We start from the raw sequence: 26,555 nt of genomic DNA on the forward strand, positions 1-26,555 counted from the left end.
ATCCTGGCAGGATTATCAAGAGGACGATTCCGGCAAAATAAAAATTTGTAGTGCCATAGGAATAGTCAAAAAATAAGCAACTTGTTGTTTTTGCATAACTTTGACTTTTTATGTCACGAACTTGGGCTAAGGAGGCACCTTCCATAAGACGTGCCGCAACCCAAAGCTGGAGGGAGGCGTTCATGGTGCTGCCAGCAAGGATTTCCTCGCCATCTCTGTAGATCAGGATATGAACAAAATCAAGAGAGCCTATAAAAAGATAGGCTATGCCAAGAAAGAGAAAAAAATGATTTTTTTGAAAACGGCGGGTGTTCCAGGTAAAAAGAAAAATGCTGCTGATCAGAATGATACTGAAGAGTTCTGCCAGGGCATGGAACAGGATCTCACTGTATTCATCAGCTAAAAAAAGCCCGACAATAACCGCAAACGGAACAAAACAGGCCGGAGAAAAATGTGTCCTCAGTTTTTCTGTATCGGCTTTCATTGCGAAGCTTCGAATTTGATACCCTGCTACCTGCGGTGTAACAGCAGAATATTTTGTTAATTAATACGCCGCCCCCTGGGATGGGGTGTTTTTTCACTTGTCGGCGAGCGGGAGAGCTGTATAGTTGATAATCTTTTATTATATCCTCTTAAATCAATAAAGTAAATATTTATTTACAGACTTATTCAATTCTTTTACCTGTTTTTTTATCATAGGCAGCAAGCTAATGGCTTGACTTGCTCTCCTTCTTCAACCGTACAATTCCTGAGAACAGCATGGGCACCAATAACAGCACCAGCGCCAATCTGGCAGTTATGCAGGAGAGCACCTGAAGCAATCTCTGCTTTTTTTCCAATAACCGAAGCACCCGTGATCTGCACACCTGCATGCAGGGTAACGTCCTGACCGATCTGACAATCCGGGGCAATAAGGATGGATTCAGGGCTGTACATACTTACCCCAGACAGCATGACTTTTTGATTATGGCGTATTTGCAGCTCATTATGGGCCTGGGCAAGTTCTACGCGGGAATTCACTCCCAGCACGTCAATGGCTGGCCTATGGACGAATTTTTCCACCTGATGCCCTTGCTCAGTAGCAATGGAGACGATATCAGTCAGGTAGACCTCACCCTGACTATTATCCGTGCCCACCTGTTGCAAGGTAGAGAAGAGAAACTCCCGGTCAACAAGATAGATCCCGGCATTGATTTCCTGGATGGCCTGTTGTTCTGGTGTAGCATCTTTCTGCTCAACAATCTCAACCACCCCTCCCTGGGAGTTGGAGATAATCCTGCCATACCCAAAGGGATCATCCAAAACCGTGGTCATCAGGCTGAGCACGGTTTTACTGGCCAAGTGCTGATCAATCATAGCCTGAAGGGTTTCCGGGCGGATCAAGGGGGTGTCGCCGCAAAGAATCATCACCAAATCAAAAGACGCACAGGCTGATTCAGCACAGAGCACAGCATGCCCGGTGCCCAATTGCTCTTCCTGTATCACAGGGCTGAAAGTATAGGAGGCAGGAGGCTCTGCCAGCGAAGCCAGAACCCGCTCCCGTTGGTGACCGACAATCACGGCCATGTGACCAACATCGGTTGCACTCACCGTGTCCAGAACATGATGAAGCATGGGTTTGAAAAAAAGCTCATGCAGTACCTTGGCCTTGTCAGACTTCATACGGGTGCCTTTACCAGCGGCAAGGATGACTGCGGAAATGTTGGGGGTGTTCATGGAACAGGACTCCTGGGAAATAAATTATTGTAGGGAATTAACAAAAAAGGTGTACCAGGGTGTTGCCCTACGCTCCTCCCTCATACTTCTGCATATAAGCCACCACAGGCCGAAACAACTCAGACAGTTCAGCAAAACGCTGATCCAACGGCTCCTGGGCACGTAAGGCAATCTCATAAGCAGGATCATCACTCTCTCCCCGGTAAAAACCAGAATACCAGGTTCTGCGGGCCGCATTCCAGGCTGCGGCCTCAGATCGGGCCTTGGCCCAGGCATAGCTGGTCTTGGGATAGAAATGAAGCGGTTCTGACTCGCCTTGCCGATAACAACGTAATAAGGCGGTCAACTCAGCCTTGGGGTCTTCAACCTCCTCAAAGCACACCATGGTATCCAGGGCCGCATGCACAGAAAGTGGACGTACCTTTGCCGGAGAATGGAGGAGCAGCACAAGATGCTGAATCCAGAGCTGTAAAATATCCCCGGCCTTCAAGGTTGCTGGCCGAAAACTCACTCGACCAGTACGATACAACGATGTGAGCTGGCCCGTAAGCATAATATCATCAACAGCTAACTGCACATCTTCCGGGTCAGCCCGCTCTTGGGTTATAGACTCTAAAGACTCAACCAACATTGCTGTATTCTGTTCCATTTCCCGATACAGGATCTGGCCGAAGCGTCCACCGGGCAGATGACCTGCTGCCTGCATTCGATACAGGGGCGATGCGGGCCGGGCCTTATCCCTCTCAACACGCTCCCTATATTGTCTGTTCATGATCTCCTGGCTCAGCAGATATTTTTGCAAATGATCCAATACAAAGTCCTCAGCTTCTGGCAGCACCTCCTCCTCATAGCGACTGCGCAGGCCCATGCGCTGTTCCAGGAAAAAGCGAACCGGGTGATTCCAGAAATGAACAAGACGGTTGAGGTCCACCTGCTCACAGGGTTCAGGCGGGGGTAAAGGAGCCTGGACAAAGGCAAGGGAGGAGGCAGAGGAAGCAGGGGCTTGTGGCAGCCATTCTGAGGCATAACTGGCCGTCTTGCGACAGCCTAAAAAACAATGCCTGCTAAAGGGCTGGAGGGGATATTCCACAGTGAGCATTTGAGCTGCTGTTTGCTCCTCCTCTCCGTCCTTCCCCTCTTGTTCGCCTGCTGACCAGCCACGATTGATATAATCCCGCAGCTCTGCCACCACCACAGAAGGCGGCAGGGAGGAATTATCCTGCTGATCACGTCCCACCCAGGAAATGGCAAGGTGATTCCGGGCTGAGAGCAGGGCCTCCAGAAAAAGATACCGATCATCATCACGGCGACTGCGATCACCCAGGCGGGGCTGCCGGGACAGCAGATCAAAGGCCGGGGCCCGTTGGGTTCGGGGATAATCCATATCATTCATGCCCAACAACCAAATCACCTTAAAGGGGACTGAGCGCATGGGTACCATATTGCAAAAGGTGACCCGACCAGCAAGAAAGGCCTGGCCCCCTGCTGACTCAGAGAGTTGGGCTTCAAACCAATGACGGATAATCGGCAGGCCAAGCTCTTGCTCAAATCCAGCCAAGCGACAATGCTCGACAAAATCAGCAATGGTGCGCCGCAGGATAAGTACCCCCTCCTGGTTTTCCTCATCATCAGCAAGAAAATCATCCAGTAAAGAGGAAAGCAATCCTGCCCATTGAGATGGCTGATAACGGGCCTTCATCTTTTTCCGCAGCTCCTGCACGGCCCGAATAAAACCGGTCAAACCACCCAACCAGGGACTCTGGCTGCTGACTCTGCCGGAACAGGGCAGGATTCCCTGCCAGGGCTGATCAAGCGGCCCCATGAGATAGCCCAGCAGGAGTCGATCCAGGCCAAAGTCCCAGGTATGCTGCTGGGTATCCCCCAATCCCTGCTCCCGGCGATGGTCCTGGTCCAATCCCCAGCGTACCCCGGCCTCCATGATAGCAGAACGCATAAGGACAACATCCTCAGCTGCAAGCCCGAACCGGTTCAGAATCGCCTGGTTTTCCAGCAAGGCCATGACATCCGGGGCCGTGAAACGACTTTCCTGCAATTCCAGCAGAGTGAGAAAGCCCTCAATAACCGGTTGTTCAAGGCGGCTGGCCTGGTCTGCAATGGACCAGGGGATATAGCGGGCAGGCGGGGCTGAGCCAAAGACTCCGGCCACTGCCGGGGCGTACGTAGTAATATCCGGGGCCATCACCAGAATATCAGCGGGTTTCAAGGCAGGGTCAGCGGCAAAGGCATCCAGCAACCGGTCATGGAGCACCTGAATCTCCCGCATAGGACTATGGCAGCAATGGAAACGGATGGAGGAATCGTCCGCAGGCAGCGGAGTTTTATCCTGGCCTGGGCCTTGCCCGCCCCGGTCATGAAGGTTGAGAATATCAGCCTGAATTCGGTGCAGGACTGTATCGCCTTCCGGCTCCTGATACAGGGTAATCTCCTGGGGATTATTTGCCATGAGCAAGGAAAAGAACTCCTGGCCCACCGTGCCCATTGAGGCCAACAGCGGGTTGCCAGCCGTGAAATAAGTACTGAGATCATCAAGGCCCTGCTCCCGCCAGCTCTGCCGCTTCAGGGCCAAGAGCCGTTCTGACAGGATATCATCCCAGGCCTGGGCACAAGGACTGAGATGAAAGATACGGATATCCACAAACTCACTGATTCGCTCAATCACCTCAAGGTAGGCCGGAGCCAGGGCGTTAATGCCAAAGATGGAAAGACGTTCCGGCAAGCCATCCTGGCGCAGCTCCCCTGTTTCCGCAGCCTTGACAAAGCGTTGCAGCAGAGCAGCCCGGTGCTGCTTGTTCTCTGCGGTCAAGCACCGCCACAGCCTGGCCTGCCAATGCTCTTCGCCTCCCTGCTCCCAATAAAGCAGCATGGCAGGACGGTAGACCTGGTACTGGTCAAAGAGGTCACTGATCTTTTCTGCCAGCTGAAAGCGTTTGTGCCCGTCATCATCCTCAGCAAGATAGGCGTTGATCTCAGCCATGCTCGGATCGGTCAGCAGGCTATCCAATTCCTTTTGAACCCGCCAGAGCAGCACATTGCGATCAAACAGGGTCAGGTCTGACACATTGCCCAGGGTTTGCTCGAATATGTTCCAGATATAGGAGGCTGGCAGGGGAAAAGCGAAATTGGCGCAGATCCCGGTGCGCAGGGCGATCTGCTGGGAAAGCCAGCGGGCCATACCCGGATTCTGGACAATAATGGTCTCCGGGGCCAGAGGATTACTGACTGGCTCGGCAAGGGTGACGCAGAGGGCCTCAAAGAGGTTTTCTAAACGGTTGGATTGGAAGAGGTACAAGGGGGGCTCCTGTGGGTAGTTTTACAGTCCGTTCATGATAACGATCACAAAAGCTCCTGCCGCAGCCGCGCAATCTCTTCCACAGACAACCCGGTCTTCTCCGCAATAGTCGCATCATCCAGCACATCAATCAGGTTCCGGGCAATCTCAAGAGCCTTTTCCTTTCCCCCTTCCGCTCTACCTTGCTCAACGCCTTTGGAAATACCGAAATAGTAGGAAGAATGGAGCATACTGGCCTGATAATGCAAATCTTCCTGATAACGTTCATAGGCAAGCCGTTCCGACTCAGGCAGCTTCATAATATCCAGTGCATCTTTGGCTTGCAGAAGCCCTTTGGCCTTGAACTCGTCTTTGATCTCCTCATTCTTCAGGAAATAGATCCACTCATCCAGGCTGTCTTTGGCAATATCATCAAAGCTGTTGACCTTGATCAGATAATACTCCGGGAAAATCTGATACAGTTCCTTTTTCTTGTACGCGCCTTGCTGATACCTGGAAAGCTCTAAAATGTCATCACAATGAATCCCCCTGAACGTTGTTGATCCGTGGTACACATAGTCTTCCCCATGCCCTAAATCGAAGTACAGGATATTTACGGAAATAACTTTAACGACTTCAGCATAAGGATCACTTTCCTGGAGATGCTCGGTAATGACCTTTGAAGTGCTGAACAGGATCCGCTGAAGAAAGTCCAGCTCCCGCTCATACTGCACTTCAATGACGATGACCTCATCCTTTTGGTTCCTGACCTTGAGATCCACCCGGTTAAACTTATCGCGACTGTCCTCCTTATTGCTCTCGCTCTCCAGAACCTCCTGAATACGGATATCATCCCGGAGCAACTCGCTCAAGAATCCTTCCAGGATCTCAAAGTTGGCCTTGCTCCGCAGGAGCTTTTTCATGGCCCAGTCAAAGCTGATCAATCGTCGTTTTGGCATGGTACTTCCTTAATACTTTCTTATGAGCGTATGCTCTAACCTGGTTTTATTCCACCCGCAACCGCGCAATCTCTTCCACAGACAACCCGGTCTTCTCCGCAATAGTCGCATCATCCAGCACATCAATCAGGTTCCGGGCAATATCCAAAGCCTTTTGCTGCTCCCCCTCTATTCGACCTTCCATCCGTCCCTGCTCAACGCCTTTGGAAATACCGAAATAATAGGAAGAATGGAGCATACTGGCCTGATAATGCAAATCTTCCTGATAGCGTTCATAGGCAAGCCGTTCCGACTCAGGCAGCTTCATAATATCCAAGGCATCTTTGGCTTTCAGAAGCCCCTTGGCATTGAATTCGTCTTTGATCTCCTCATTCTTCAAGAAATAGATCCACTCATCCAGGCTGTCCTTGGCTATATCGTCAAAGCTGTTCACTTTAATCAGATAATACTCCGGGAAAATCTGATACAGTTCCTTTTTCTTGTACGCTCCTTGCTGATACCTGGAAAGCTCTAAAATATCATCACAATGAATCCCCCGGAACGTTGTTGATCCGTGGTACACATAGTCTTGCCCATGCCCTAAATCGAAGTACAGGATATTTACGGAAATAACTTTAACGACTTCAGCATAAGGATCACTTTCCTGGAGATGCTCGGTAATGACCTTTGAGGTGCTGAACAGGATCCGTTGAAGAAAATCCAGCTCCCGCTCATACTGCACCTCAATGACGATAACCTCATCCTTCTGGTTCCTGACCTTGAGATCCACCCTGTTAAACTTATCGCGACTGTCCTCCTTATTGCTCTCGCTCTCCAGAACCTCCTGAATACGGATATCATCCCGGAGCAACTCGCTCAAGAATCCTTCCAGGATCTCAAAGTTGGCCTTGCTCCGCAGGAGCTTTTTCATGGCCCAGTCAAAGCTGATCAATCGTCGTTTTGCCATAACGTTCTCAATATGTCGTAATGATTGTTTACCTGGTCAGAGATATTGGGTGAAGGATCGAAGAATAAAGTATGTGCTTATACGACAACCGGGACTGCGCATATTGTCAATACACTTCCTTATGATGCCCTACATTCACCAGAACAATCTCTTTCTCGGAGAAATAGAACTCCAAGGTAATACGATAGGAGATATTGATAGAAACGGAGTGCAGTCCCTTGAGCTTACCTCGGAGCTGATGCAACCGAAGTGCCGGATGATGTGGATTCAACTCCAGTATCCTGAGTGTTTTTTCATACTGGGACAACAGCTCCGGGTGTTTTCGGGCAAACCTGGCAGCCCTTTTCAGGTAGCTGTCCGTATAGATAAGTTGGTATGTCATTTAGTTATACGTTGCACATGTTCTTCAACAGTCTCAGTAACACATCTGCCAGCCTCGTAATCCGCCTTGGTCTTGTGCAGGGCCGCATCCAGTTCGCATTCCCGAAGATAATTATAGTGCTGCATATCCATCACAACAAAACGCTCTTTGCCCCGGACAGTGATGACCAGTTCTTGATGATCGGCAAGATGCTTTTCAATTACGGGTATCCCTTTTATTTTCAGCTGATTTGCGGTAATACTCTCCATATCCTTCCTCCTGTTTAATACGTAACATAGCATTTTCTAAAACACGATTGTAGACCTGTTTCGTCGAATAATCAAGATGCATATTGAGTCTCTACTCGCTTACTCGAATGAAAAGTCGAGAGCGGTATGAAGCGAAACTGGAACCTTGGTTCCAGTTCATCTCGAACTATGGTACGAGTTTGGCTCGAACCTTGGTTCCAGTCTGTCTCGAACTATGGTTCGGATTTACCTCGAACGTAGGTTCCAGTCTGGCTGGAACATTGGTTCGAGATTATTTCTCTCCCCTGTTCAGAAGATCTTCGCTAATATTTTTGTAGTTTATTTTCAAGCCGAACACCTTCAGATCGCCTTCAACATACCTGTTCAGCTTCTTTATCAGGCCCGGCAGTCCTCCGTCCTTCCGTTCTCCATCAGCCAGAGCCAGCATCTTTTCGCCTTCACTCGGGCTGTCGAAATGCACACCATCCAGCAGCTCCTGTACGCTGTACGCCTTTTTTGTCCCTTTGGGGATAATTTTATCCAGCCCCTGTTCCGCATAGTTCAGCAGAGTCTGGTAATCCTCGGTGATGTCAGGGTTGTCCGGCATTGGGATGTGTTCATCCACCTTCAGCCCCTCAAAGCTGGCATGAATCTCCCGCAGGGAAAGTCAAATCAGGGCCAGATAGACTTTGCGCTCCCTGCCCGTGACCGTGATATGGATTTGCCGGGCCTCGTTGTCCGCCCGAACCACGGCCTTCGCATCAAGCTGTGCATGGGCCAGCACCACCCCGGTGCGCCAGCGCAGCCTGTCTTTTATCTCCTTATGCCGCTTGACGATGAAGCGGGGCATGACTGAGGGTGGCAGGAAGTCTTCATACTTCAGCAGGAAGCGGAGCGCATCCCGGTCATCAAAGGCGAACGCAGGCTCTGAGACCTCCAGCAGGTCCGGAATAAGCACCTCGCCGTCTTCCAGCTCATAGCACAGCTCGAATTTCCGCATCAGCTCGATGAAATAGCCGTGATCCCGCCACTGGTAGTGATAGGTGTCGCCCTCCTGATAACGGAGGATCTCCCGCAGATCATCCTTACGGAACAGGCCCTTGCGTTCAGCAATGGAGGGGGCATTGATAATCTTATACACGGCCTCGGTCACCCATTTGGGATCAAGGACGTGATTATCGGCCAGGTCGAACTCGGTAAAGTGGATGACGATGCCCAGATCGTGGAGAAAATCCACCAGCACCTGCCGGCTGATCTCGCCCGACACCCCGGCCTCCCGGCACAGGGCCTCGCAGTCTTCATAGCTGATGCAGGGGTCGTTCAGCTCCTCCAGCCGCTCCTTTGCCCGGAACCAGCTTTCCGGCCATTCATTGCGGGTCAGCGGCACCTTGCCCAGTTCCTCCTCCAGGGCCTGGCGGAAGGCCCGAATGCCGTTGCCCGTTCGGCAGGAGGTGCGGAAGAAGTCCACGATAAAGGGGTATTTCTTCTTGAGGAAAGGGCGGTTGAGATCAAAGCCGGGATTGGTGTCGTACTTGTTCAGCACCACCAGCACCGGCGACCCGCCGCCGAAGGATTCGATGTAGCGCAGCCAGTACTCGGGTCGCTCGTCCCGCCTGCCGTCCAGGACCAGGACATAGAGGCTGCGGCGGGACAGGAAAAACTGGTGGGTGGCGTGCATGATCTCCTGGCCGCCGAAGTCCCAGAGGTTGCAGCGCAGGGATCGGTCACCGGTGTCCAGCTTCCATTCCTTGATGCGGATGCCGTGGGTGGTTTCCTCGTGGGCGTTGAACCGCTCCTCCCGCAGGCAGCGGGTGAGCGAGGTCTTACCGGATGCGCCTTCACCCACCAGGATGATCTTGACTTGGCCGACTGTCCGGGTGCCTTCTTTGGCAGAGACGAAGTATTCGCAGATGGCTTCGATGCCTTGGACGGCGAGTTCGTAGGGTGGTGAGATGAGGGGGTTGTCGCGAAGCAAAAGCTCTCTTAGATTGGTTAGCCGGACGATTTCTGGAGGGAGTGAGGTAAGGTTGTTGTTGTTGAGGAAGAGCAAATTAAGATTTTTTAGCTGAACGATCTCTGTTGGCAGATTGGTAAGCTGGTTGCCGTCAAGCCAAATCTCGGTGAGATTCCTCAGTTGAAAGAGTAATGACGGTAGAAAGGAAAAGTCGTTACTGTGAAGAGCAAGCCTGGTGAGGTTGGTTAGTTGGATGAACTGTGATGGCAGTGAGGAAAGCCGATTGCCGCCGAGGTTAAGCACTTGAAGGTTGGTTAATCGAAAAAGTTGTGACGGCAGTTCGGTCAATTCTTGATCAGATAGATCAAGCTTCGTTGCCCCTGTCTCCGCAGCCTCTTTAATCCGCCGCAACGCCTCTTCATACCCCATCGCCCGTTCCTCCGTTCCTGTTGTTGTCTTTCACCCATGCCCCGACGGGAACATAACGCTTTACTCAATCCGAGTATAACGCTTTACTCGATCCGAGCATAACGCTTTGCTCAATCCGAGCATAACGCTTTACTCAATCCGAGCATAACACTTTGCTCAATCCGAGTATAACACTATACTCCTCAAACCCAACGCCGCAGGGACGGTTCGCGAAACGCTCCTGCCGCATCTCGTAGGGGGTAGACCCTTGTGTCTACCCATCCCCGCCACATTCAGGGCAGACACGGGGATTTGCCCCTACGATCCCCCATCATACCAATAATCTGCACATTCCCGCAACCTCTACCAGCGATTCGCCAATCGCCCATATCAAGAGAGACCATCGTATGATCGGGCGATGAAAAGAAGGAGCTTAATGCCTTACCACTTCGGGACATGCGGGCCGTAGCCCTTGCCCTCAAGAAGGCTGTATTTATCCAGTACAGGGTAACTCCCCGTGAACGCTGAATCTCTTGCAGCAAAGGAGGTAAGAAAGTATACTGCAAGAGAGTATTGATTGACAGGGCAGGGCCTGTTTTTTAGAGTGCCTGCTCATGACCATATGCATCACTGCCACTGAGGGGAGTGATACCTCGTTCATAAACACACATTCCCCGTGAAGGGACAAAGAAGATGGCAAATAAAGTTTTTGTAGGAACAAGTCTGGATGGATACATTGCAGACCGTGATAATGGTCTTGATTTTCTCGAAAGTGTCCCAAACCCGGACGGGCATGATCTTGGCTTTGTCTCTTTTATGAAGAGCGTGGACGCAGTGCTTATGGGACGCAAAACCTTTGAGGCTGTACTGAGTTTCGATATGCCGTGGTATGCAAAACCGGTCTTTGTCTTCAGCTCAACCTTGAAGGAGGTTCCGGCCCAACTGCAAGGCAAAGTGGAAATCGTGTCAGCTCCCCTGAAGGAGGTCATCAAAGTCCTTACTGTCCAGGGAATGAAAGATTTTTATATTGATGGTGGTCAGCTTATTCAAAGCTTCCTGGCTGAAGATATGATTGATGAGTTGATTGTCACACAGGTTCCTGTCCTGATTGGTGACGGAACGCCTTTGTATGGTCTGCTGCCAAGGCATCTGGAGTTTGAATTAGTGAAGAGCGAGGTACTGTTGCAAGCCCTTGTTCAATCTCATTACAGACGGTTGCGAAAGGAAAGCAAGGAACCGGTTTATGAGTGAACACCAATCTACGGATCCGCTGCACGCAGTGACCTTAAAGGATATTATTACCTTTCTTGTTGATTGTTACGGCTGGGAGAAACTGGGGCGATGGACAAGGATACGATGTTTTGTCAATAACCCCACTATGAATTCCAGCCTGAAGTTTTTGCGAAAAACCCCTTGGGCACGGACAAAGGTTGAGAATTTATACATTGTCACGAAAAGGAATCAACAGGATAAAGCGAAAAGGGGAGGGAAGCGGGTGCGGTGATGAATTCTTTTATCATGTATGTGTTGGGAGAGTTGCACGGTATTCTCTGCAACTCCCCTGCAATACGTCCTTGCCCCAGGCCTAAGGAACAGGTGTTTATCTCTTGTTTGCCAGTGCAGCAAGCGCTGCCTCATAATCCGGTTCTTCAGCAATCTCTGGAACCAGCTGTGTATACATAACCTCGCCTATCTCGTTCAGTATGATAATGGCCCTGGCAAAAAGGCCTGCCAGCGCACCGTCAGCAATACGGACTCCATAGTTTATACCAAATTCATCCGAGCGTAGTTCTGAGGCAGCGATTACGTTCTCCAGACCTTCTGCCCCACAAAATCGGTCCAGAGCAAAGGGAAGGTCCCGTGAAACGCAGAGTACTTCTGTGTTGTCCAGTTTGCCGGCCTCATCATTAAAGCGCCGAACAGTGGCAGCACAAACCGGAGTGTCTATGCTGGGGAAGATATTGAGGACAAGCTTTTTCCCTGTATAATTCCTCAAGGAAACATCACTGAGGTCTTTGATTGTTAAGATGAAATCTGGTGCAGTTTGTCCCACAGTTGGTAAATCGCCTACAGTGCTGATCGGTAGTCCTTGGAATGTCACTTGAGCCATTGTCTTGCTCCTCCTGTTTTTCTGAGATGTTATGAATTGAAGTACAGATTGGCTTGAAATGTTTCAATAAGGAAAACAAACACTTTTAAGGAGAAAAGTCAAGGGAAAATCACGGAAAAAGCATGGCGACAGCAGGGAACGTGCTCAGATAACAGGGGCTTTAAAGACACAGATGTCGCAGCCTTCTATATAATATGAAAGGGGTTATAAAGGGGTTCCCTTTTCATTACATGCTTTCTATGATAACCTTGTAGGTAATTTCTCCCCATCTTTACCTGGCTGAAGGCATGAAAAAAAGTCAAGACACTAAGCGGACGCGTTTGCAGGTGAATATTATTCTTGTTGTTTTGTCTTATGTGATCATCACGAGTGGTTATGTGCAGGCAAAAATGTATCTCTGGCAAGATGAACAAGGGGGATTTAACGCATCTCAGCAAAGACCGGCCTGGTGGCCCAGAACAGAAATGTGTATCGTGTGGGTTCCCGGGAAAAGGAAAGTGGCTGATCTTGTCAAGACGCAGGAGAGAAAAGCAACATGTGAACTGGAACTTCAGGAAAAGAGGGCGGGAAAAAAGGTGTTGCGGGGAAACAGGGAAGTATTCAGCCCGCAAAAACAACGTGCGGAACCGAGTGAGAAAGAGATGCGAATATACTGTACCTACAGGAAGTCGCTTTTAAAATTTATTGATGCTAATGACCCTGAAGAGTTAGCTGCTGATTATGTCTGTCTTCTATTTAAGGTATCCAGGGATGAGTTAGCAGCTATATATTCCAAGGTGCTGGAGTACAAAGGAAGTGAGCAGGATTGTTTCTAGTGACCTGAATTGAGCGATTCAGGTCTGCCGGAATAAGAGAACAGCGAAGCCGGATATGCTCTCCAGGGACAGGCTATGAAGAGGCTATCCGAGCGAGATAGAGAAATCTCTATCAAAAAGATAATATCAAATAAACAGCATGCCTTCTGCGAGACAAAAGGCGTAAGGTTGTCAAGGTGCGCAGGAGAAGGGGAGAGAAGGATGGGAAATCCCAACCCAACCGCCGCCTGGTTGTAGAAAGGAGGATTGTTTTGGAGGAAAAGGCGGCGGCGGAAGGATCGGAGAATAAAATTGTTATGTGACAGGAAGCAAGGAACTTAATGTTCTTCTTCGAGGAGTTCCTCTAAAATATGGACCTGGGCGCGGAAATCATCGCCAACCAGTTCACTGAGGCTCTGCTCATAGGAGGCAACAGTAATTCCTTCTCTACTCAGGCGGTCACGGAGCTGATCCGGGCTGGTTCCGGCAACCTGCGCCAGAGTGGACAACGGTGTCCGGGCCAGGGCCTTGGCCGGAGGTATTAAGGGCGAACCGTGATGCCCTTCTTCGTCAAATGGAACAAAACTGAGTACCAAGAGAAGAGCAAAGGTTCCCATAAGCACCTGTCCCTTCCGCTGGGTAAGATGCTTTTTAAAGGAAGTAAAATTCAGGATAAGATGGAATACTGCGCCAATCAGAAAAATCCAGCTTAACCATTCGTGAACAGCCTTATTCAGGCCCGTGGCTGCATGGAAAAAGAGAAGAACGCCGGTCACGGCGGTCAGTAGGAACGCTCCTGTGGTTATAGGGGTGATCCATTCTCGTGTCATTTTCATGGGGAATGTTTTTTATGTAATATTTTAATGGTACTGTTGCAATCAGGCAGGGCGAACACAGGGGTTCGCCCCTAACCTGGAACGTTATGGGGTTACATTCTTCCCATGCCTTTTTTCATGCCATTTCCGCTGCCCTGGCCGTTCCCGTTCATCTTGCAGTTCTTTTTCATGCCTTTGCCAACGCCTTGGCCGCGTTGGCTGTTTATTTTGTCAAGCTGCTCCGGGGTGAGCAGGTTCTGAAGGACCAAGCGGGTCTCGGTTCGCTGTTCAATCATTTTGCCTTTGACAGCTGCCAACTGCTTGGATAATTTGCGTACAGCATCGTCATTCACCTTATCCGCTGAAAATTCCTGATCCATTTTCAGGTGCAAACGGCTCATCTCAGCCCGCAGATCCTGCTGTTTTTCACGAGCCGCAAAATCAGCGTTTTTAAGCTTGCCGACCTGATCAGCATTCAGACCCAAGTCCTTTACTGCCTGGGCGTTTCTCCAGACACCTAAAGCCCCGCCAAAATTCTTACCGTTCTGGCCGCCTTTCATGGCGCAACCTCCGCCCTGACCTCCTCCACCGCCTCTGCGACAGGCGTTTGCTGTCATGGGGATAATGGAAACGGTGAGCAGGCCAACCAGTACAGCGGTAGCGATTTTCTTGTTCAAACGTGTTATCATGTTTTTCTCCAGGTTGTGGTGTATAGTTGCTATTTTTTGCGTAATAAGGAGTCTGTCAAGACAGAAGAAACCCTGTTTATGCTCTGGGACAGAATTCTGCCTGCGTCAGTTGGCCATCATTATCAGTGTCTTTTACTTTGAACATAGCCTTGGCCTGATCCTCTCCCCTCGGGTGATCAACTGCCATAAATTCTGAAAGGGTCACGTTGCCATCCTTATTGGTGTCAAACTCTGCAAAGCGTTGTTGGCAACGTAAGCCTCTACCCTGACCTTGGGCAAAGCTGTAGCTGGCAAGTAAGGACATGGTAAAAACAATAGCTATTGCGGTTTTTAATGCTTTCATGATTTTCTCCAGTTTGTTATGAGTGGTAATGTGTTGCTCCTTTATTTGTATAGCTGCACTATAGACAATGAATGTAAAGGAAGTTTGTTGTTCAGGAAATAAATTGTAAAGATTTTGTAAAGCCAGATCAGAAAGCAGGATGGTATTTTGTACAAGCCTGAAAAATCCATTGACAGGTTAGATTAACGATGAGTATTTATCTTAAAGAATATTTAGTGCAACACTGAAACATCAATTGGAAGAGGAAAAAGAGTGAATAGTTTGCTGAAAAGGAGAAAAACGATGCAAGTGGATTGGAAAAAAAACATGGGGAAATGTGCAGCCGCAATACTGCTCACAGGTTGTTATATGGTTGCAACTGCTTATGTAACTATGGCTGAAGTTCCCAAAGTGCAGATTGATATGGAAAAAATTAAACAGGCCTTGAATAAACAAGCAGCATCAGGCAATGGAACAACAGCTCCTGTTTCCACTATGAATGCTGGTCAGGTGTCAGCAAAACCAGCTGCTTCAACCGGGCAGAATATGCAGGGGGAATCCACCAGCATGGGAAGTAGCGGAAGTATGGGAAGTATGGGAAGTACGGGCAATGTAACACAGCCTATGCCAGCACAACAGGTGCTGGATGCTTCAATGAAGGACGCTATTGTCGGTTCAGATATTATGTCTGAGGTGCAACAAAAGGTTATGGCTGAAAATATGAAGACTATACAGAAGAGCATGCAGGAGTCCATTATGAAAAGCATGATGGGCTCTGTGCAGGGGGCTATGCAGGGATCAGGTCAAGGTACGGTTGAAAAATAATCATTGTTGCAAATTCTTGTGACGGGAACGTCATACCCTGTTATGACGATGAGGCACTGTTGCGAAGCAGTTGTATTATCCCGTACAAGATACTTCCGATCAGGCCGGAGACAAGAGCTGCAAGAAGAGCGGTTTTTTGTTTCGGTTTGATCGGTGCAAGTGGTACTATAGGCCTTTCGATAATCTGTATCTTTTCAAAACGTTCAAACTTATCAGCAAGGCTTGCATAGCGTTTGCGGCTTGTCTCTGCCTGCTGCTGAAGTTTTCCCAGTACCTGGTTCTGTTCTGTAGCACGCTGCAATTTATTTTCTACCTGACGAATCTGGCGTTGCAGGAGGTCTGTTTTTTTCTGTTGATTATGATAAGCCATCCGGGCTGTAACGATTTGTTCGGCAGTCTCATCCAGATTTTTTTGCTCGGCTTCCGGGATCTCGGCCTTTGCATAGAGGAGTTTTTCCAGGGAGGCAATCTGGAGTCCTACATTGGCGATGAGCCGGTCACCAGAACTACCTTCACCGTATTTTTTCCGGAGTTCCTGTTCGTAGAGCTTTAAACGGATAAGATCTTTTCCTGGCCCGTTGAGTTCTTCCTGTTTCTTCTGTTCTTTCCCGTGCGGATCAGACTTGAGGCTGTCTGCAAACTGGTTTTCTAATTTGGTGAGCTGCTGCAATTGCTTCTCCAGGTTTTCCTGCTTACTGGCAAGTAAGGTCTTCAGCATATCATATTGCTCTGTAAGCTTATCTGGAGTCTCTCCAACAAGCAGAAGTTTATTCTGTTGTTTGAACTGAGAGAGGGCCTGTGCTGTCTGATACATTTTTTGGTGGGCAAAGATAAGCTGCTCGTTATACAAGGATTCTTTTGGAGGCAGAAATTTTCTGTATTCTTTGTCAAAGAATCGAATCAGCATTTCCACAACCTGGGCAGACAACTCTGGCTCTTGATGTTGGAAAGCAATTTTGATAATGCGGGTTTCTTTGATCTGGGTAATAGTGAGCTGTTGCTGAAAGCTGGCAAGGGTGTGGGCCAGAAAATCCTTATCTCCCCTGGTATTTTGCTCAAGGTCAGGAAAGAGCTTAGTGGCACCTATGGCTGTTATGACCTGTTCTGCCAGGACGTTTCCCTGAAGCATTTCCACAGCTGTTTGCAGGCTGGCACCTTGCGGCGCAGATGCACTGGAGGAGGGAGAAAACCGAGGCTTGTCCAGTAGCTCTGAACGGCCTTTCTTTGCACTTTCTTGTTGTCCTTCAGGTATAGTAATGCGTGCTTCTGCCTCAAATATTGGTGTGCGCAGTAAGGCAATGGTTGCAACCACACATGTAATGAGAAGAAAAACCCCAAGTATACCTGTGAGATATTGTTTTACAGAGGAAAAAAAAGCTAACATTGTGTTGTATTATACAAAGTCGGAGGAAGTAAAATGGGCATATGCGTTAGTCCTGCTGCAGGGAGCAAGCTCTCGCACCCTGCGTACATTGGCTCTTACCTAATAGTCGGGTTTTATGCAACCGATTTTTTATAAATACCGCTTGTCTGATTGATATTATCTTGACCTTCCCCTTGCAGTTTAGTAGTATTTTTTATGTTTTTATATTAAAATTATAATTTTTTAACCAAATGACTTCTGGTAGATTTTCTGGCTTAAATACGAATACCCTCCGGCTTCTCCTGGTTATCCTTTCTCTTATTGGAGTTGTTTGGCTGCTGAAGTTTTCTCCCTTCTGTGTATCAGTACCAGCCCAGGCCGGTGTCCTTGCCCTGCTCACTCTGGTGTTTTGGGCAACAGCTTTGATTCCAGAACACCTGACAGCCCTGCTTTTTTTTCTGCTGGCGATGGTGTTCTCGCTTGCCGGGCCAGAGGTAGTCTTTGCAGGCTTTGGTTCAGCGGCAATATGGCTGATTTTTGGTGGCTTGGTCATTGGTATAGCAATTTCATCAACTGGTCTGGGAGCGAGGATTGGCCGTTACGCAGCTGTCTGGCTGCATGGGAGTTATTTTAAGATTATCAGTGGATTGGTAGCAGCGGGCCTGGTGTTTAGCTTTCTGATGCCCTCAGCTATGGGCCGGGTGGTTTTGCTGACCCCTATTGCCTTGTCAGTTGCTGATCATTTTGATTTCAGGGAAGGCTCCAAGGGACGGGTTGGTGTGCTGCTGGCTATTATTCTTGGAACATATATCCCTGCCTTTGGCATCCTGCCTGCTAATGTGCCCAATATGGTGCTCGTGGGAATGGCGGAAACCCAGTATAATTTTTCTATTCTTTACGGGGACTATCTTTTTCTTCATTTTCCTTTATTAAGTCTTATCAAAGCAGTGCTGATTGTCGCGCTGATTATCTTTTTTTTTCCAGATACGCCAGTAGAACTCCCTGAACAGGAGCCTCATAAAACCGGAAGATTTTCCCGTGATGAAGTCATTCTGTCACTTGTTCTGGTTAGTATGCTGGGCCTGTGGGTGACCGATTTCCTTCATCATATTTCGCCAGCCTGGATTGCCCTGGGAGGAGCACTTGTTCTCCTGATGCCTGGTATTGATATTGTAGGAAAAAAGGCATTTAATCAGAAAGTCAACTGGGGGGCTATCATTTTCGTTGCCGGTATCCTTGGCGTGGGTGGGATGATCAATCACACCGGGTTAGGAGGAACTTTGGCGACCCGGATTATAGGTCTGCTGCCCTTGGGTGAGGGGCAGGATTTTATGAATTATATGTCGATCAGTCTTGCGTCAGCAGTAACAGGGATGCTGACAACTCTACCAGCGGTTCCGGCAGTTTTCACCCCGCTTTCTGAAAGCCTGGGCCAGGCCACGGGTTTGCCAGTGAAGACCTTGCTTATGATGCAGGTTGTGGGCTTTTCCACCGTTATGTTGCCCTATCAGGCACCTCCGATTGTTGTTGGCATGCAGCTCTCAGGTGAGAAGCTCATTCATGCGGCAAAAGTATGTTTGTTCCTGGCCCTGATTACTGTTTTTTTTCTTCTGCCAGTTAATTTTTTCTGGTGGAAACTGCTGGACTGGCTTTAGTGAATATGATATTTTTTTTGTACCGTACTTGGAACGTACTTGGGGAATTGACCCTATAAGAAAACTGTTATGAAGAACAAATCTTCCTCTATAAAGTGAAGGTTTTCATCAAGACAATAAAAAAGGAGTTACCTGACAATGCAACAAAAAATCACCCTTCTGTTCACAGCATCATTCTTCTTGCTGCTGACCTTCACCTCCACAAGCCACAGCTGTGTTGGTCGTATTCTGAACCTGACCGTTAATGAGTCTCCAGAACAACAGCTTATTGCCCACATTATGGCAACCTATATTACAGAGCGAACAGGGACCACAGTGAATATCGTTAATAGCGAGGAGGCCACAGGCGCAGAATGCCCCAGCGACATCTGCATTAACTATGTGAACACTGGTCTTTCCGGTATGAGCAGTGATGATCAGGGAAGCGATGATCAGGAAAAATACAGTCTGGTCAAGGAATACTATATTGAAAACGAAGGATTGGTTTGGCTGAAGCCCTTTGGGTACAAAGGGCCGGTGCAACAGCAGGATGCCTCTATGGCTGTACCTGTTGCCAACCAGGAATCTTTAGCTAAATTTCCTATTTTACATCGTGTTATCAATAAAATGGGCGACCTGATTGATGATTCTGCTCTGGAAGAGTTGCTGCAGCAGACAGAGAACGGAGATGCTGAGAGTGTTGCCAAAGACTTCCTGAAGGCAAAGAATTTGATCTGATCAAAGAATACTGGATCATTATTGATCTCTTACAAAGAGGAAAAAATGCGAAATCTGTTTTTCACCGTGCTGATCCTCCTGCTTTCAGTGAGTTCAGCTGCTGCACACGGGGGAATTTCCAAACTCCCTGACTCGGTCCAGATCATGCAGTACAAGATGCTGCTCTATATGGATGCCGATGATACTGCTACCAGAAATAACCTGGCCATGGCTTACTTCCGAACCAATGAGCTGTCCGAGGCAACGAAACAGCTTGAGGAGGTTTTAAAGCTGGATGCGAATAATTTCGATGCCCTTGACGGTATGGGGATTGTCCTGCTTCGGCAAAACAAAGGGGCTGAGGCTGTTAAATATCTGGAGCGGGCCTTGGCCCTGAATGACAAGGACATGCTGGTGCATGTCCATCTTTCTCTGGCCCATAAACAGCTCAACCAACCTGATCTTGCAAAAAAAGCGCTGGAGGCTGCGGAAAAGCTCGCAGCTACCCCGGAAGCTGCAGCTGAGATTGAAAAGGAAATTGCGTTAATCAGTAAATCCTGACCTTGTTGAAAGCTGTTTGGTTTGTCAGACCTTTTCAAGGCTTTATAATGACGTCCATCCCGTCTCTTAAGATGGGAGAATCCCATATAAATTATTTGAGATATAACGACATGAAGAAAATTGTTTTATGTATCCTTTTTATCACTGCTGTGTTCTCTCTCCAGGCATGCAAGACTGATAAGGAGGCTGAGAAACCCGCCAAATCGACTAAGCCCGCCGCTGTTTCGGAACAAAACGATCAGCCAGCGGTAACACCCATCAGCAATGAAAAACCGATTCGTTTCGGTTATATGATTTGCGACAGTCGTAAACTGTCTGAGGAACGCTTTGCCCCTCTTACCGCCTATCTTGAGAAAAAGCTGGGCCGCCGGGTCGAGATGATTCTTGAAAATACCTTTGAGTTTGAGAAACTGGTTAAAAACAAAGAAGTTGATTTTTTTCACGTCAACTCCATTGTTGCTGTTTTACTGAAAGAGAAGTACAAGGCTGACCTGCTGGCCGTTGATATTCGCGGAAGGCATGGATATAAAGCCACTGGTGCGCTTATTGCCCGTAAAGATAGCGGCATTGAGACGATCGAAGATATGCGTGGTAAATCTATGGTTTTTGGTCCGGCTATGGCTCCTTTTGGATACATGGCACAGTATGCTCTAATGCTGGATAATAATTTTAACCCGGAAACTGATTTCTCCTCGTACACTATTCCTTCTGGTGCTGCTAAACATGATAAGGTTATTTACGGGGTGGAATACGGAAAATACGATGTTGGGGCTGCTCCGCGTATCGATCTGGATCGTCTTGTGGAAGAGGGAATTATTGATATTGATGATTATAATATCATTGCTGAGAGTGACCCCATGCCGTACTGCACCATTGGTGCTAGGGCCGGAGTCGATCCGGATCTGAAGGAGCAGGTCAAAAATATCGCTCTGAATCTGAAGGATGATGAAGTCGCGACAGTGGACGGAGAGACGCTCAAGGTACTCAAGCGGATGCTTATTGATGGTTTTGCCCCGGTTGTTGACAGCGAATACGATGCAATTCGGGAAGACCTGAAACTCTGTAACATGCCTCCGTACACCAAGTATTAATAATCATCCAATTTTATTGTATCGAAAATATAGCGGGAATACGCCAATGATAAGTAAAAAAAGAGTACTGTCGCTGCTTGTCGGTCTTGCAGCGACCTTTCTGACCCTGCAATCCGGAATAGCAAAGGAACAGGTTGTTGAAAAAGGGGTTATTGAAAAGGATACAATCTGGTCCGGAGATATTTTGATAAAGGGCGATGTGGAGGTAGCCAAAAACGCTACCTTAATCATCATGCCTGGAACCACGGTTCGTTTTGCCAAAGTTGAACCCTTTGGACCGGAGAAGATGTACACAGACAAGGACAACCACTTCTCCCGCTCTGAGATCTTTGTTTTGGGGAGATTGTATGCCCAAGGAACCAAAGAGGAAAAAATAGTCTTTACCAGTGCTGAGAAAAAGCCTGCTCCTGGAGACTGGGGAGCAATTAACTTCTACGGTTCTGTGGATAACCTGCTTGAATACTGCGAGCTCATGTATGCGCAGACCGCTGTGCATTGCCATTCTTCACAGGTTGCTGTGCTGAACAATATATTAAAGTATAATGGGACTGCTATTGGCAGCAAGAACCTGCCCGATGTTGCGGTGCGATGTTCTATGCCGGTTCTTTATAATCAGGTGACAGAAAACGGCGGTGGCATTATTGTAGGTGGCGGTACTGCTTCGCCTGTTGCTCATAATGAGTTCACGGGGAATACGTTCTTTGGTATTTACGTCAAAAAGGGTGGTCGCGCAGCTATTCGTTTTAACAATATTAGCAAGAACGGTAAAGGCGTGATCTTCTATGCGACCAAAGTGGCCCTGCTACGTGATAATAATATTACTGATAACGAGAACTACAATATCTCTATGCTGGAAGGGCAGGACAGTGATATCATTGCCCGCAACAACTGGTGGGGCACAACAGATGAAAAGAAAATCATGGAAAAGGTCATGGATAAGGGGCGCGATGAAACCCTGGGCAAGGTTGACCTGAGTGATTTTTATACTTCACCGGTGAGCGGAGCAGGCATTCTTTAACAACGATTCTCTAACAACGAACCGAGTTTTTAAGAGTTTTCAAACATCCGGTTGAAGGCCGCTGAAGCAGAGCGTGCTTTCTGCCGGATATTTTTTTGCAGTCCCGTCGTTGCGAAGATGGGAAGTTCAACGCATAGGCAGTTATGGGTATAAAAGATAAATTCTTTGGTAATCTTCTGGACAGCGTAACCTTTGTTTCGTTGGCCTTGCTGATTGTCATCACCGCAGTGATGCTGGTTCAGCATGGAGTAGCGGCATTGCAGGAGGAAGGAGCAGGTGTCAGCAGGAAGGAACTGGCTGAAGAGATGTACCAGAAGCGATTGGAGCAGGACAAGAAAATCTACAAAGAGGTACAACGACTCTTTGGCATGAGACAGTATACTGCTGCGCAAAAGGTTCTGCAAAAGGTGCAGAGGGAACACCCCGATAATCCACGCTCCTTTATTTATCAGGCTCGCTTGCACTATAATAACGGTAACATGGTGGAAGCGATCTCCAGCTATCGCCAGGCCGTGGACAGCGAACCTGATTTTGTTGATAATAAAACTCCTCTTTTTCTTGGAGAGGAGATAAAGGATAACCTGAAGGCAGCAAAGCAAACTTTGGCCCAGGAACTGAAGTCGCGGCCCGAGGATACAGAGATGAGAAAGGCTCTTGATGAGCTTCTCTATTTACAACGAAGAGTAGCAGGTGGGTGTGAATAAGTGAGTCGCTTAAAATTACCAGATATTTCAATTATAACAGGGATAGCACTTGGAGCTGGTGCTGTTCTTTTGTCCCTTTTGGGCAATCCAGTCAATTCAGGAATCTGCATTTCATGTTTTCTGGAAAACCTGGCAGGAGCCATCCAGCTTCAGGATAGCCTTCGCATGAGCTATATCCGCCCTGAGTTGGTGGGGTTTCTCCTTGGGGCCTTTTTTATGGCCAAGCAGAATCGTCGGTTTCGGGTGACTGGAGGCTCGTCTCCGCTCATTCGTTTTTTTCTTGGTTTTTTTATGATCGTGGGCTGTGGAGTCTTTATTGGGTGTCCCATCAAGATGCTTTTACGCCTGGGAGCTGGTGACCTGACAGCGGTTGCAGCCCTGCTTGGTATGCTCTTTGGCATCTGGCTGGGTGGAAAATACATCAGGGCGGGCTCGGTATTGGATCGTGCCCAGAGCATGCCGACTATCAACGGGTATGTCTTGCCTGCCATTGGTCTTTTGCTGCTGATTTTTCTTTTTCTGAAGCCTGCTTTTATTCGTCAGGGTTTTTCAGGACCAGCTGCCCAGCATGCACCCCTGTGGATCTCTCTGGCTGTTGGCTTGATCATTGGTGGTTTGGCCCAGCATTCAGGACTCTGTATCACCGGTGGGATTCGCAATTTTTTCCTGTTTCGGGAAAAAACCCTGTTCAGCGGTGTGGTAGCCATCTTTGTCTCTGCTCTGATGGTTTCTTTGCTGACGGGTCAGTTTAATCTTGGTATGGAGGCCCAGCCCGGTGCCCATCACAGTCATCTCTGGAGTTTTCTGGCAATGGTCCTGGTTGGTCTTGCAGCAGTTATTGTGGACGGTTGTCCTTTTCGTCAGGTTATTAAGGCCGGGGAAGGGGATGTTGATGCCGGGATCACCTGTTTTGGCATGGTGACCGGAGCTGCAATGGTTATTACCTGGGAGCTACGCAGCACCTCAGCAGGTCCGCAGTTTAATGGGCAAATCGCGACCCTGTTTGGTTTAATATTTTGCCTGACAGTTATTCTCAGTTATCGCAAGGCCAAGAGGCAGCGTTAAGAAAGATGAGGATGCAAGCGGTTGGTAGGGGCGATCCTTGTGATCGCCCTTGTTTTTCGTTCTTGCCTTAAAAAAGAAAGTTCAGGCCGAGCTTAGCCAGACCAAAATCATACTCGTAATCTCCATCTGTGAGAGAAGCGTCCAGTAGTCCGCCAGTCATTTCTACATCCCCTTCAGTTTCCAGAAAGGTATAGCGATACTCAGCAAACAGTTCCATGTTATAGTTGATTGCGAGGTTCAGGCCGGTTCCGATGTGAAAACCGATCTCATCATCCAGCTCCATGTTAACATTATGGAAGTTGCTCTCTGTGTCAATGGTGTTATAATCTGCACCAAAGAGCATGTACCCTCCCAGTTGCGGGCCTAATGCCCTTCTGAAGACCGCAGATACTCCGAATGAGGTCAAGTCCTGATCAATAGTTGTCCCGTTACTCCCTTCGAATTCTTCGCTAAAATAGCTTACAGCAAATTCAACAGAAAGTATATGATTGATGGGAAATTCTATTTGCCCGCCAATACCTACTTCCGGTTCTTCAACATCACCGCCGTTTGAATAGGCCCCGTGCATTCCAATACGACTTGCCTGGGCCTGGCCTGCCATACCGATGAGCAGGGCAAGTATTCCGGTGGATACAATCCCTCGTTTCATGGATATCTCCTTTCTTTGTTGTTGTTGGTTTTTGCCGATAAAAGCATGGAGCGGTTTGCTACCGCTTTTATCACAGCATAGCAGGTGAATCACAGCAGCTCAAGTAAAGAAATCAAAACAGTGTGATAAGATATTTGTTTGGATTGACCAGGATCTTCCCTGGTGAGGATGTACCATACCCTGTTGCAGTCCTGCGGCGGGGGGATTTTTTGCTTCCCTGAACCGCGCCTCTTCTGGTTTCATACAACGCCCTGTTGACAATCAGGTTTCATTGCTGGTACTGTGCAGAAAAAATAGATAGGTCTCTAACAGCGAGAGGATGCATGTCGGCACGGGATATTTTTCATCAGCAGGTAAAACATGCCTTATCCAAAGAAGGGGTGAAAATAGCTGTGGAAATAAAAAGTTTTCTCGGCACATCCTTTCTCTCGGACTTTCATGCGGCACTGGGACAATACCTGGACTACAGGGTAGCCCTGAAACAGAAAGAACCGGAACGCGGCTTGTTTTTGGCTGTTCCTCTGGATGTCTATGAGTCCTTCTTTCGTCGTCCGTTCGTGCAGAGCGTCCTGAGCGAGTACGCCGTGACTTTGCTGACCTTTGACCCGGAGAAGGAGGAGATTCGTTTATGGATACAATAGAAAAAATAATGCGCTATCAAGCTTATATTCAGGATGTTATTCTTGCCTTGGGAAAGCAGATACCAGATTCTGACTCTGTTGAAACACAGTATATTTTTGATAAAGAGCATAATCATTACCAGTTGTTTCAGGTCGGTTGGGACGGATATGAATGGGTTCACGGTTGTATACTGCATTTCGATATAAAAAAGGGGAAGATTTGGGTGCAGCATAACGGTACAGAAATAGGTATTGCCGAAGAACTCATGAGTCTCGGTGTGCCCAAGGAGGATATTGTTCTCGGTTTTCAGGCTCCTTACAAACGGAAGTATACGGGGTTTGCCGAAGGGTGATGTCACCTGCCCCTGTTGCGGCATTGCGGCGGGGGTATTTTTTTGCCTTGCTGAATCGCGCCTCTTCTTGTTTCATGCAACGCTTTGTTGACAGGCAGGTTTCATTGCTGATACTCTTTTATATAAAGAACAGAGACAGCATCCCTGACAATCAATGATCCAGAGAAAAGATGACAAACGTAAAGGCATTATGGTTGATAATCGTTATTGGTCTGGTTGTAACCACTGTACAGGCAGAGCAGTTCAAGTCGTTTGATATCGTGAGTGCTGACACCGTGTCGGTTAAGGTTGTTTTCAGTCGCAATTATCCTGTCTTATTGGAAGTTGTCCTGGGACAGCCCAAAGCACGGGAGTTGGAGGAGCTGACAAAGACCAGTATTGATCACAAAATCGTGATTACAATTAATGGGAAAGTCGTCGCAGAACCAATTGTGAGGGAGGCAGTCTCAAGCGGGATAATTCGAATCCCGGCTAACGACGAGGCAACAGCCATCCGACTGGCCAAGTCGTTAACGACCGAGGACAGATAGGTGAAATGATGATCTGCGAATTTTGTGAAGGAGTTACACGCAGCAGGAATGTCAAACGTCAGCATTGGATGAACAAGAAACTCTATATTGTTGAAAATGTCCAAGCTGAAGTCTGTACAGAGTGCGGAGAGCGATATTTCCATGCGAAGACACTTGATGCGGTTGACGAATATCTTTCAAAAAAGCATTCTGTTGAAAAGAGAATCTCTGTTGAGATAGTTCGATTTGTTCCTGCAACTGCTTAGTTCTTCGTCAGCACCTGCCCTAACCGGTTGTCCTACTCCTGTCGCAGTATTGCGGTGGGGATATTTTTTTGCCTTCCTGAACCGTGCCTGTTCTTGTTTTATGCAACTCTCTGTTGACAATCAGGTTTCATGACTGGTACTGGATGGTGAAATATCATCTGTTATTAGAGCCGAAGGTTTTATAATTGGTGGGTAGCGGCCTCGGAAACTGTAAGAGTATGGAAATTGCAAAAGACATCCCTGAACTGTACCCCGAGCTGATTGAGCAAGGAGGACTCGCGAACGCACTGCAAGCGACACTGCGCAAAATCGGCTCATCCCTCTCTGTCTCGGAACTTGACAAGTCGAGCAACTTTATCGTTTACGCGCGTGTTGAACTTGGTGAACGGTTCTCGCAAATCTACATAGGCACTAAGACTCGGATGTTCTCCTTTGACTTTTGCAGCAATTCAGAGCCTAAACTTTTTTCAATATGAGAATAGCGCAATGAGAAATTTTGGGCGCAACTATCCCGCCTCTTCAATTTAGACATGTTTGAAAAGTTAGGTTACCCTCTGGTTGTTTGTTTT

At 48.2% G+C, this 26,555-nt stretch carries 29 protein-coding genes and 1 pseudogene; 16 read left to right on the forward strand and 14 right to left on the reverse strand.

Features of this window, described 5'->3' with window-relative positions; all coding sequences use genetic code 11:
* From L2082_RS09010 to L2082_RS09045, 8 genes and pseudogenes are all read right to left on the reverse strand, one after another.
* On the reverse strand, positions 1–484 hold a 484-nt coding region (locus L2082_RS09010), incomplete at its 3' end, for an MASE3 domain-containing protein (protein WP_446009003.1).
* Positions 485–693: 209 nt separating this feature from the next.
* Positions 694–1,716, reverse strand: coding sequence for a bifunctional UDP-N-acetylglucosamine diphosphorylase/glucosamine-1-phosphate N-acetyltransferase GlmU (locus L2082_RS09015; RefSeq protein ID WP_446009004.1), 1,023 nt, complete (start codon positions 1,714–1,716; stop codon positions 694–696).
* A gap of 67 nt (positions 1,717–1,783) precedes the next feature.
* Entirely contained in the window at positions 1,784–5,026 is a 3,243-nt protein-coding gene (gene recC / locus L2082_RS09020) for an exodeoxyribonuclease V subunit gamma (protein WP_446009005.1), read from the reverse strand.
* 44 nt (positions 5,027–5,070) lie between these two features.
* Positions 5,071–5,964: an Rpn family recombination-promoting nuclease/putative transposase gene (locus L2082_RS09025; protein ID WP_446009006.1), complete on the reverse strand. Its 894-nt coding sequence runs from the start codon at positions 5,962–5,964 to the stop codon at positions 5,071–5,073.
* 46 nt (positions 5,965–6,010) lie between these two features.
* Positions 6,011–6,910 carry an Rpn family recombination-promoting nuclease/putative transposase gene (locus tag L2082_RS09030; RefSeq protein WP_446009007.1) on the reverse strand — a complete coding sequence of 300 codons (900 nt, stop codon included), beginning with the start codon at positions 6,908–6,910 and terminating at the stop codon, positions 6,011–6,013.
* 106 nt (positions 6,911–7,016) lie between these two features.
* Positions 7,017–7,292, reverse strand: a complete 276-nt coding sequence (locus tag L2082_RS09035; RefSeq protein ID WP_446009008.1) for a type II toxin-antitoxin system RelE/ParE family toxin — start codon at positions 7,290–7,292, stop codon at positions 7,017–7,019.
* Positions 7,289–7,540 (reverse strand): type II toxin-antitoxin system prevent-host-death family antitoxin, encoded by a 252-nt coding sequence (locus L2082_RS09040; RefSeq protein ID WP_446009009.1) that lies wholly within the window; start codon positions 7,538–7,540, stop codon positions 7,289–7,291. The genes L2082_RS09035 and L2082_RS09040 overlap by 4 nt, the downstream gene beginning before the upstream one ends.
* A gap of 271 nt (positions 7,541–7,811) precedes the next feature.
* A pseudogene (locus L2082_RS09045) lies at positions 7,812–9,902 on the reverse strand (COR domain-containing protein).
* Between the two features lie 672 nt (positions 9,903–10,574).
* Here L2082_RS09045 and L2082_RS09050 point away from each other — a divergent pair.
* The gene (locus L2082_RS09050) at positions 10,575–11,132 is read left to right on the forward strand and encodes a dihydrofolate reductase family protein (protein ID WP_446009010.1); all 558 of its coding nucleotides are present in this window, start codon (positions 10,575–10,577) and stop codon (positions 11,130–11,132) included.
* A complete protein-coding gene (locus L2082_RS09055) occupies positions 11,125–11,385 on the forward strand; it encodes a VF530 family protein (protein WP_446009011.1) in 261 nt (86 codons plus the stop codon). The genes L2082_RS09050 and L2082_RS09055 overlap by 8 nt, the downstream gene beginning before the upstream one ends.
* Positions 11,386–11,481: 96 nt before the next feature.
* On the opposite strand, the gene tpx is transcribed toward L2082_RS09055, so the two are convergent.
* Positions 11,482–11,991, reverse strand: a complete 510-nt coding sequence (gene tpx / locus L2082_RS09060) for a thiol peroxidase (protein ID WP_446009012.1) — start codon at positions 11,989–11,991, stop codon at positions 11,482–11,484.
* 287 nt (positions 11,992–12,278) lie between these two features.
* On the opposite strand from tpx, the gene L2082_RS09065 reads away from it, so the two are divergent.
* A complete protein-coding gene (locus tag L2082_RS09065) occupies positions 12,279–12,806 on the forward strand; it encodes a hypothetical protein (protein ID WP_446009013.1) in 528 nt (175 codons plus the stop codon).
* A 317-nt stretch (positions 12,807–13,123) separates the two neighbouring features.
* Here the strand turns inward: L2082_RS09065 and L2082_RS09070 are convergent, their stop codons facing one another.
* From L2082_RS09070 to L2082_RS09080, 3 genes are all read right to left on the reverse strand, one after another.
* Positions 13,124–13,621: a DUF4405 domain-containing protein gene (locus L2082_RS09070; RefSeq protein WP_446009014.1), complete on the reverse strand. Its 498-nt coding sequence runs from the start codon at positions 13,619–13,621 to the stop codon at positions 13,124–13,126.
* Between the two features lie 92 nt (positions 13,622–13,713).
* A complete protein-coding gene (locus L2082_RS09075) occupies positions 13,714–14,289 on the reverse strand; it encodes a Spy/CpxP family protein refolding chaperone (RefSeq protein WP_446009015.1) in 576 nt (191 codons plus the stop codon).
* Positions 14,290–14,365: 76 nt separating this feature from the next.
* Positions 14,366–14,632, reverse strand: a complete 267-nt coding sequence (locus tag L2082_RS09080) for an EF-hand domain-containing protein (RefSeq protein ID WP_446009016.1) — start codon at positions 14,630–14,632, stop codon at positions 14,366–14,368.
* 282 nt (positions 14,633–14,914) lie between these two features.
* Here L2082_RS09080 and L2082_RS09085 point away from each other — a divergent pair, with 282 nt between their 5' ends.
* Positions 14,915–15,436 carry a hypothetical protein gene (locus L2082_RS09085; protein ID WP_446011646.1) on the forward strand — a complete coding sequence of 174 codons (522 nt, stop codon included), beginning with the start codon at positions 14,915–14,917 and terminating at the stop codon, positions 15,434–15,436.
* Positions 15,437–15,476: 40 nt separating this feature from the next.
* Here the strand turns inward: L2082_RS09085 and L2082_RS09090 are convergent, their stop codons facing one another.
* Positions 15,477–16,820 carry a GumC family protein gene (locus tag L2082_RS09090; protein WP_446009722.1) on the reverse strand — a complete coding sequence of 448 codons (1,344 nt, stop codon included), beginning with the start codon at positions 16,818–16,820 and terminating at the stop codon, positions 15,477–15,479.
* A gap of 230 nt (positions 16,821–17,050) precedes the next feature.
* Between L2082_RS09090 and L2082_RS09095 the strand changes: the two genes are divergently transcribed.
* From L2082_RS09095 to yedE, 7 genes are all read left to right on the forward strand, one after another.
* The gene (locus L2082_RS09095; protein ID WP_446009721.1) at positions 17,051–18,454 is read left to right on the forward strand and encodes an SLC13 family permease; all 1,404 of its coding nucleotides are present in this window, start codon (positions 17,051–17,053) and stop codon (positions 18,452–18,454) included.
* A gap of 138 nt (positions 18,455–18,592) precedes the next feature.
* Complete coding sequence (locus tag L2082_RS09100) at positions 18,593–19,171, forward strand: glycine betaine ABC transporter substrate-binding protein (protein ID WP_446009720.1); 579 nt, start codon at positions 18,593–18,595, stop codon at positions 19,169–19,171.
* A 45-nt stretch (positions 19,172–19,216) separates the two neighbouring features.
* On the forward strand, positions 19,217–19,711 hold the full coding sequence (locus L2082_RS09105; protein ID WP_446009719.1) for a tetratricopeptide repeat protein: 495 nt from the start codon (positions 19,217–19,219) through the stop codon (positions 19,709–19,711).
* Positions 19,712–19,821: 110 nt separating this feature from the next.
* Complete coding sequence (locus L2082_RS09110; protein ID WP_446009718.1) at positions 19,822–20,802, forward strand: phosphate/phosphite/phosphonate ABC transporter substrate-binding protein; 981 nt, start codon at positions 19,822–19,824, stop codon at positions 20,800–20,802.
* A 46-nt stretch (positions 20,803–20,848) separates the two neighbouring features.
* The gene (locus L2082_RS09115) at positions 20,849–21,820 is read left to right on the forward strand and encodes a right-handed parallel beta-helix repeat-containing protein (RefSeq protein WP_446009717.1); all 972 of its coding nucleotides are present in this window, start codon (positions 20,849–20,851) and stop codon (positions 21,818–21,820) included.
* 143 nt (positions 21,821–21,963) lie between these two features.
* A complete protein-coding gene (locus L2082_RS09120) occupies positions 21,964–22,524 on the forward strand; it encodes a tetratricopeptide repeat protein (RefSeq protein WP_446009716.1) in 561 nt (186 codons plus the stop codon).
* Complete coding sequence (gene yedE / locus L2082_RS09125; protein WP_446009715.1) at positions 22,525–23,589, forward strand: YedE family putative selenium transporter; 1,065 nt, start codon at positions 22,525–22,527, stop codon at positions 23,587–23,589. It abuts the gene before it with no gap.
* Between the two features lie 67 nt (positions 23,590–23,656).
* On the opposite strand, the gene L2082_RS09130 is transcribed toward yedE, so the two are convergent.
* Positions 23,657–24,238, reverse strand: a complete 582-nt coding sequence (locus L2082_RS09130; protein ID WP_446009714.1) for an outer membrane beta-barrel protein — start codon at positions 24,236–24,238, stop codon at positions 23,657–23,659.
* A gap of 323 nt (positions 24,239–24,561) precedes the next feature.
* On the opposite strand from L2082_RS09130, the gene L2082_RS09135 reads away from it, so the two are divergent.
* From L2082_RS09135 to L2082_RS09155, 5 genes are all read left to right on the forward strand, one after another.
* Complete coding sequence (locus L2082_RS09135; protein WP_446009713.1) at positions 24,562–24,879, forward strand: element excision factor XisH family protein; 318 nt, start codon at positions 24,562–24,564, stop codon at positions 24,877–24,879.
* On the forward strand, positions 24,876–25,211 hold the full coding sequence (locus L2082_RS09140) for an element excision factor XisI family protein (RefSeq protein WP_446011649.1): 336 nt from the start codon (positions 24,876–24,878) through the stop codon (positions 25,209–25,211). The genes L2082_RS09135 and L2082_RS09140 overlap by 4 nt, the downstream gene beginning before the upstream one ends.
* Positions 25,212–25,381: 170 nt before the next feature.
* The gene (locus L2082_RS09145; RefSeq protein ID WP_446011647.1) at positions 25,382–25,741 is read left to right on the forward strand and encodes a hypothetical protein; all 360 of its coding nucleotides are present in this window, start codon (positions 25,382–25,384) and stop codon (positions 25,739–25,741) included.
* Between the two features lie 8 nt (positions 25,742–25,749).
* A complete protein-coding gene (locus tag L2082_RS09150) occupies positions 25,750–25,986 on the forward strand; it encodes a YgiT-type zinc finger protein (RefSeq protein WP_446011650.1) in 237 nt (78 codons plus the stop codon).
* Between the two features lie 218 nt (positions 25,987–26,204).
* A complete protein-coding gene (locus tag L2082_RS09155; protein ID WP_446011648.1) occupies positions 26,205–26,462 on the forward strand; it encodes a hypothetical protein in 258 nt (85 codons plus the stop codon).
* Positions 26,463–26,555: the final 93 nt, after the last annotated feature.

Source organism: Candidatus Electrothrix sp., assembly GCF_052785085.1.

Excerpts from the sequence above, each read along its gene's own strand:
- L2082_RS09015 (WP_446009004.1), bottom strand. The coding sequence starts at position 1,716 with ATGAACACCCCCAACATTTCCGCAGTCATCCTTGCCGCTGGTAAAGGC.
- L2082_RS09025 (WP_446009006.1), bottom strand. The coding sequence starts at position 5,964 with ATGCCAAAACGACGATTGATCAGCTTTGACTGGGCCATGAAAAAGCTC.
- L2082_RS09030 (WP_446009007.1), bottom strand. The coding sequence starts at position 6,910 with ATGGCAAAACGACGATTGATCAGCTTTGACTGGGCCATGAAAAAGCTC.
- L2082_RS09035 (WP_446009008.1), bottom strand. The coding sequence starts at position 7,292 with ATGACATACCAACTTATCTATACGGACAGCTACCTGAAAAGGGCTGCC.
- L2082_RS09040 (WP_446009009.1), bottom strand. The coding sequence starts at position 7,540 with ATGGAGAGTATTACCGCAAATCAGCTGAAAATAAAAGGGATACCCGTA.
- L2082_RS09050 (WP_446009010.1), top strand. The coding sequence starts at position 10,575 with ATGGCAAATAAAGTTTTTGTAGGAACAAGTCTGGATGGATACATTGCA.
- L2082_RS09055 (WP_446009011.1), top strand. The coding sequence starts at position 11,125 with ATGAGTGAACACCAATCTACGGATCCGCTGCACGCAGTGACCTTAAAG.
- tpx (WP_446009012.1), bottom strand. The coding sequence starts at position 11,991 with ATGGCTCAAGTGACATTCCAAGGACTACCGATCAGCACTGTAGGCGAT.
- L2082_RS09065 (WP_446009013.1), top strand. The coding sequence starts at position 12,279 with ATGAAAAAAAGTCAAGACACTAAGCGGACGCGTTTGCAGGTGAATATT.
- L2082_RS09070 (WP_446009014.1), bottom strand. The coding sequence starts at position 13,621 with ATGAAAATGACACGAGAATGGATCACCCCTATAACCACAGGAGCGTTC.
- L2082_RS09075 (WP_446009015.1), bottom strand. The coding sequence starts at position 14,289 with ATGATAACACGTTTGAACAAGAAAATCGCTACCGCTGTACTGGTTGGC.
- L2082_RS09080 (WP_446009016.1), bottom strand. The coding sequence starts at position 14,632 with ATGAAAGCATTAAAAACCGCAATAGCTATTGTTTTTACCATGTCCTTA.
- L2082_RS09085 (WP_446011646.1), top strand. The coding sequence starts at position 14,915 with ATGCAAGTGGATTGGAAAAAAAACATGGGGAAATGTGCAGCCGCAATA.
- L2082_RS09090 (WP_446009722.1), bottom strand. The coding sequence starts at position 16,820 with ATGTTAGCTTTTTTTTCCTCTGTAAAACAATATCTCACAGGTATACTT.
- L2082_RS09095 (WP_446009721.1), top strand. The coding sequence starts at position 17,051 with ATGACTTCTGGTAGATTTTCTGGCTTAAATACGAATACCCTCCGGCTT.
- L2082_RS09100 (WP_446009720.1), top strand. The coding sequence starts at position 18,593 with ATGCAACAAAAAATCACCCTTCTGTTCACAGCATCATTCTTCTTGCTG.
- L2082_RS09105 (WP_446009719.1), top strand. The coding sequence starts at position 19,217 with ATGCGAAATCTGTTTTTCACCGTGCTGATCCTCCTGCTTTCAGTGAGT.
- L2082_RS09110 (WP_446009718.1), top strand. The coding sequence starts at position 19,822 with ATGAAGAAAATTGTTTTATGTATCCTTTTTATCACTGCTGTGTTCTCT.
- L2082_RS09115 (WP_446009717.1), top strand. The coding sequence starts at position 20,849 with ATGATAAGTAAAAAAAGAGTACTGTCGCTGCTTGTCGGTCTTGCAGCG.
- L2082_RS09120 (WP_446009716.1), top strand. The coding sequence starts at position 21,964 with ATGGGTATAAAAGATAAATTCTTTGGTAATCTTCTGGACAGCGTAACC.
- L2082_RS09130 (WP_446009714.1), bottom strand. The coding sequence starts at position 24,238 with ATGAAACGAGGGATTGTATCCACCGGAATACTTGCCCTGCTCATCGGT.
- L2082_RS09135 (WP_446009713.1), top strand. The coding sequence starts at position 24,562 with ATGTCGGCACGGGATATTTTTCATCAGCAGGTAAAACATGCCTTATCC.
- L2082_RS09145 (WP_446011647.1), top strand. The coding sequence starts at position 25,382 with ATGACAAACGTAAAGGCATTATGGTTGATAATCGTTATTGGTCTGGTT.
- L2082_RS09150 (WP_446011650.1), top strand. The coding sequence starts at position 25,750 with ATGATCTGCGAATTTTGTGAAGGAGTTACACGCAGCAGGAATGTCAAA.
- L2082_RS09155 (WP_446011648.1), top strand. The coding sequence starts at position 26,205 with ATGGAAATTGCAAAAGACATCCCTGAACTGTACCCCGAGCTGATTGAG.